Source organism: Rubrivirga sp., assembly GCF_049648075.1.
Classification (GTDB): Bacteria; Bacteroidota; Rhodothermia; order Rhodothermales; family Rubricoccaceae; genus Rubrivirga.
The window spans coordinates 1-5,521 of the sequence record NZ_JBARYR010000710.1; the positions used below are offsets into that span (position 1 = coordinate 1).

The following is a 5,521-nucleotide window of genomic DNA, read 5'->3' on the forward strand; positions in this document are numbered from 1 at the left end:
GGTCGAGCCCGGCGACCGCGACCGCCAGCCCGAGCGCGCGAGGCTCTACTTCGGGGGCCAAGCGGAGCGGCCCGCCGTGCACCTCGTGCGCCGGACGCTCCACGATTAACGCCGTCCCGGCCCCGGACCCTACAGCGCGGCTTCTTATATTTGGGCCGACCCACGATTCCGACGTCCCCCCGCCCGGATGACAGTTACGAGACGGACCAGCCGAGACTCCAGTAGCGACCAGAGCACCGACGGATCGCCGGACAGGAGAGGTAGCTCCGGCGACCAGGGAGACTCGGGCGCACCGTCCTGGCTCACTTCGGAGGCCAAGGAGACGCGTCGGACGACGACGCGGAGCTTCCGGCTCTCCCCGTCCGAGTGCGACCGGATCGACGGCGCGGCCGAGGGGGTCGGCATGACGACGTCGGCTTACCTCCGGTCTCGCGTGTTTGGCCCAGGGCCGGACATCGCCGCGTGGCGGCGAACCTACGAACTCGTCGTCGAGCTCGAGGCCGAAGCGGAGCAGCAGCCCCTCTCCGCTGAGCGGGTCAGGGCGTTCAAGACGGCCGTCGAAGAGATCGCCCTCGGCGTGTTCTCCGATGAAGAGGCGGGGGCCTAGCCCCGTCGGAGAGCGTCTTTGGCCGTCCTAATCCCACAGAGAAGCGTCGTCGTCGTCGTTTAATATGTTTAAGAACGTTTAGAACGTTTACGGCTGGTATCTGACTGGGGGACAACGGGATGCGGGCGATCAGATACCACTCTATGGGGCGTGGGGCACCACTCTGTGGGGCGAACCATACCACTCTATGGGGCGTGAGATACCACTCTGTGGGGCGAACCATACCACTTTATGGGGTGGCCGGGAATCGCTGAATGGGAGCCGGGAGAGCCGTTTATGACACCCCGTCTCGCGACCCCTACCATTTTATGGGGTGAGGGGTACCACTCTATGGGGTCAGGGGCCTAGACGCTGTCGCTGGGGAGCCGTCACATACCACTCTATGGGGACGTGTGGTCTCTGAGCGTCCGCCGTATTACACTCCGTGCAGCGCGCCGGTACCGGCGGCTCCGCCGACCTTGCGCCCCCCTCGCCCGAGCGGTACCCTGCCCGTCCACCGCCCCCTTTCATGTTGCCCGGACCGCTGGAGATCAAGAAGCACGTTGGGGCGATCCACGTCAAGGCCCCGCTCTCGTTCCTCCAGCGGAAGGCGGCCAACGTCCTCCTCCTCAACGCCTACGACGAGCTCCCCGACGAATCGGTCATCGAGCACTCGATCAAGCTCACGGACCTCGCCGAGGCCGTCGGGTTCAACTCGAAGAACTCGTCGTACCTCCGGGAGGCCCTGGAGACGCTCGTCGAGACGAAGGTGGTCTGGAACGTGCTCGACGCCGAGGGCCGGGAGGGGTGGGGCGCCAGCGGGCTCCTGGCTCAGGCCTACGTCGAGCCGGGGTCCGGGACGTGCCAGTACGCCTATTCGCCCCGGCTCCGCGCGCTCCTCTACAACCCGGCGATCTACTCCCGGATCAACCTGACGGTCCAGACCCGGTTCAGCTCGGGGACCGCGCTCGCGCTCTACGAGAACTGCCTCCGGTTCCTGAACGTCGGGACGACCGGTTGGATCGACGTCGGCGACTGGCGGGGCCTCCTCGGCGTCGGCGAGGACCAGTACACGGCGTTCTCCGCGTTCAACCAGAAGGTGCTGGCGCGGGCCGTGAAGCAGGTCAACGCCCACAGCGATATCCGGATCGAGATGGAGAAGAAGAAGGAGGGGCGCCAGATCGCGGCCCTCCGCTTCAAGGTCACGGCGGCCCCCGCCTTCGAGACGGCCTCCCTGCCGAGCGGCGACGGCTCGTCGTCGGGCCGACTCCGGCTGTCCGAGTTCGGGCTGACCTCGAACCAGACGGACGAGGTGCTGGAACTCGCCCCCGAGCAGGTCGAGCGGAACCTGGCCCACGTCGAGGGCGACCTGGTACGGGGCAAGAAGATCGGGAAGCTCGGGGCGTACACGTACCGGGCGATCACGGAGGACTGGGCGGGCTCGACGGCGAAGGGGGAGCGGACGCAGGCGTCGCTCTTCGAGGGGGCGGTGGCAGGAGCGAGCGCTCAGGCCCCGCCCGCGTCGGAGGTTCTGGCCGGCGAGGCCGCTCGGCGCGACCGGGAGGCAGCGCAGGCGTCGCGGCTCGACGCCCGCATCGCCGAGCTCGACGCCGAGGCCCGGGCGGTCCTCGACGCCGAGGCCGTCCGCGTGCTCCAAAGCCAGCCGTACCCCGGGTGGCAAGAGGTGGAACGGGCCATCGAGGGGGGAACGGAGAGCGACCTCGGCCCAGCGAGCGGGGGCGCGCTCCGGATGGCCCGGCGCGATGTCGTGGCCGTGTGGCTTGAGCGCGGCGAAGGTCAACAGTGACCGGCGTCGTTCTGATACGGAAGTGCCGTTATTGCAAATATTACTGGTCCCCTTGAACCAGTCGACCCCAGACCTGAACCGGAGCGTGCCGGACGTCGAGGCCGATGAGCCAACGTGGGCGACCGTCGGAGAGCCCGGAGTCGCGTCTTACGCGGCGTTCAATCTGGACATGTTCGACCTCGAGTGCCCACGGGCTCGCATCTCGCCGTTCGTCTGCTACACCGAGGCGGCGGCGTTCGTCCGTGTCAACTTCTGGTTCAACGGGGTCGACTACTGGGATGGAGAGCAGTGGGTGCTTGACGTCCGGGGCGAGGTGCTCCTGCCGGGCGGCCCAGCCCAGAAGCAGCGACTCCGCGAGTTGGCGGCGGAGCTGGCGCGCGCCGACTCAGCCCTCCGTCGAGCGGCCCTGCTCCTCGGCCGTGAGGACCTGGCGGGCGACGCTCGGGGCGTGGGTCCGAGGCTAAGCGAGACGGCAAACGTGGTGGGAGACGCCGTGGTCCGGCTCAGGGCTGCTGCTGGTGTGCCGCTGGGCTAACTCGTGAACGTGAGGAAGAGCATCTCAGTCAGCTCTGGATAACTTATGAGAATGAGGCTTCTCGGAAGTCGTAGCTTCGGCGACCTGACTCTCCGACTGTTTGCGCGGATCAGGTGATGGGCGGACTGACCTTGCAATAACGGAATGACCGAGTTTCGCCTCCCCATCCCATCACTTGTCACCGTCGAGGTCGTCCATCCACGGTCCGGCCCCAACCCTGCCACCATCTACCTCGCGCGCCTGGCTCCGGGGAGCCGCCGGACCATGCGCGGGGCGCTTGCGACCGTGGCCGCGATCTGCGTGCCGGATGCCGATCCAGCGCCTGACCCCGAAGCGTTTCCCTGGGAGGCGTTCCGGGCCGAGCATGCGAAGGCCGTCCGCGCGGCCCTCGCCGAACGCTTCAAGTACACGACGGCGAATAAGATGCTCTCAGCTTTGCGCGGCGTTCTGCGGGAAGCGTGGGAGTTGGGACTGATGGAGACGGAGCAGTACCACCGGGCCGCGGCCGTCCGCGCTGTCAAGGGCTCGAGTGCGGCGGCGGCGACCGGGCGCTCCCTCGCCAGAGGCGAACTGCGCGCGCTGATCGAGGCGTGCTTGACTCCGGTGTCTCCACGCAAGGGCGACGCGCCCATCGTGACCGAGAAAGGTCAGCGTGATGCGGCGCTCGTGGCGCTGGGCTACGGGTGCGGGCTTCGGCGCGACGAGCTGGCGACACTCATGGTCGGCGACCTCGACCTCGTTCAGCGGCGCGTCGTAGTGCGCGGGAAGGGCAACAAGGAGCGCGTGGTGCCAATCCCTCCGGGCGCGTTCCACGCGCTGCGGGATTACCTCGCCATCCGCGTGGAGAGACTCGTCGACGCCAGCGACGAGCCCACCCTCCTCTCACCTATATATAGGGCGACGCCGCTCTTCGTCCGAGCGCGTCGCGGTGGACAACTGGACCGTGACGCCGAGTCGCTCACGGGACAGGCGGTCTACCACGTGTTGAAGAAGCGCGCGAAGGAGGCCTGCGTCGAGGCGTTCAGCCCCCACGACCTGCGCCGTAGCTACGTCGGCGACCTGCTCGACGAAGGCGCGGACTTGTCGGTGGCGCAGCAGCTCGCTGGCCATGCCAGCCCCACGACCACTGCGGGGTACGACCGCCGTGGGGAGCGGGCGAAGGAGCAGGCGGCGTCGCGGTTGGACATCCCGTACGACGGGTGACGAGCCCTCGCCACTGAGAGACTGACTGTGAATGCAGCCCGACCCTCCCCACACCGTCATTCCCGGCCCCGACCGGGAATCCAGAGTCGGGGCACCGTGCTAGGCTCGCTGGATTCCCGCGTGCGCGGGAAAGACGGCGGGGAAGAGAGCATTCATAGTCAGTTTCTGAGAGCACAGTCAATCGTGCGTCGCTAGAGTGAACCCAAGCCCCCGAGTGGTCTCACGTTCAGATTCGACTGCCGAGACCCGTGAGGGGTCATCGAGGGACCCATCAATAACGGCGTGGCCGGGCTCCCCCATCGTGAGCCGGATGGCCTCAGCTACGACAAGGGCTGACGTTGCGAGTCCGACGAAAGAAGCGCCCACGGCCGCGCCTGCCATTTGGACCACGCCGCACGCATCGAGGCCGCGCTGGCGGCGCTCCTCAGCAAGATCACGGTACGCCCCGCTGAGTTGTTGCTCGTCGGGAAGAGCGGCGGCCGAGGTATCGGCCCAGACGTCGCGCGCGCGGTCTGACCCAGGGAACCCGTTGAGCTGGAAGTCAAGGAAGTCGTCGTTCCCGCTGCCGAGGCCCGCGTCCACGACACGGCCGAAGCCGACGTCGTCCAGTAGGGACCGCGCTCCCACGCTGTCCACGCCAAAAAGGGCGAGTTGTGGGTCGGTTGGCTGAGCCCGCGTGGCGGCGTCGAGGCGGCGCTCGATCAGTCGCGTCTCCATCCCGCAGGCCTCCATCCAGTCCGCGGCGATGCGGGTCTTGCGGCGGCCGATGTCGGCTTGGAACGTCAGCGGAGACGTGCTCCGGTTCGCGTCGGTAGCTCGGTCGTCGTCCTGGAGCGTGAGCAGTACGGCGGAGGGGTCGGCGTACGGGAGACAAGACAACGTCCAGAGGTACGCCTGCCCGAGATGTCCGAGCCCCACGAGCCAAAGCGACTGGGGCAGGACGTCCAGGTCCGGCCCAGACTCCGCCCGTTGCCACGGGACGCCAGGCGTCCAAAGAGCGACCCCGGCAGGACGACGTGCAGCGAGAGCCGAAAACCCCGAGAGGTGCTGGAACACCTCGGAGACGGCGAGGGCACCGGCCGCAACACCAGCCATCGGCGTTGCCGTTGGCTCGATGGACGCTGCGCCCGGCAGCACGCCCCCGTTCCACCCAGACACCGACGCGGCAAGCACGAGATCGGTGTCGATATCTAGACGGGTATCGCCGACGGTGAACACGGGCGTCCCGTCGGGGGGAGGCCCCGTTCGCCCTCCCAAACGGAGCGCGGCCTCGGCGAGCGTCGTCGCGTGCGGGACCGGAACGAGAAGGCGCTCGCCGAGCGCGCCCGAGACGAAGACGCCGCCCAGCATGCAGCGGGCGGCGGCGTTGACGGCTGTGAGGAGCGTGGCC

At 68.0% G+C, this 5,521-nt stretch carries 5 protein-coding genes; 4 read left to right on the forward strand and 1 reads right to left on the reverse strand.

Annotated elements, in window-relative coordinates; genetic code table 11:
• Window positions 1-187 precede the first annotated feature (187 nt).
• The 4 genes from WBA11_RS18730 to WBA11_RS18745 all read left to right on the forward strand — a co-directional run bounded on the left by WBA11_RS18730 (window position 188) and on the right by WBA11_RS18745 (window position 4,131).
• A complete protein-coding gene (locus WBA11_RS18730) occupies window positions 188-607 on the forward strand; it encodes a plasmid mobilization protein (protein WP_314009804.1) in 420 nt (139 codons plus the stop codon).
• 508 nt (window positions 608-1,115) lie between these two features.
• Window positions 1,116-2,393 (forward strand): replication initiation protein, encoded by a 1,278-nt coding sequence (locus WBA11_RS18735; protein WP_314009803.1) that lies wholly within the window; start codon window positions 1,116-1,118, stop codon window positions 2,391-2,393.
• A gap of 52 nt (window positions 2,394-2,445) precedes the next feature.
• Window positions 2,446-2,928, forward strand: coding sequence for a hypothetical protein (locus tag WBA11_RS18740; RefSeq protein WP_424522148.1), 483 nt, complete (start codon window positions 2,446-2,448; stop codon window positions 2,926-2,928).
• A gap of 144 nt (window positions 2,929-3,072) precedes the next feature.
• Window positions 3,073-4,131, forward strand: coding sequence for a tyrosine-type recombinase/integrase (locus WBA11_RS18745; RefSeq protein ID WP_424522149.1), 1,059 nt, complete (start codon window positions 3,073-3,075; stop codon window positions 4,129-4,131).
• Between the two features lie 177 nt (window positions 4,132-4,308).
• Here the strand turns inward: WBA11_RS18745 and WBA11_RS18750 are convergent.
• Window positions 4,309-5,521 (reverse strand): thiamine biosynthesis protein ThiF (locus tag WBA11_RS18750; RefSeq protein ID WP_424522150.1); only part of this gene is annotated, 1,213 nt, incomplete at its 5' end.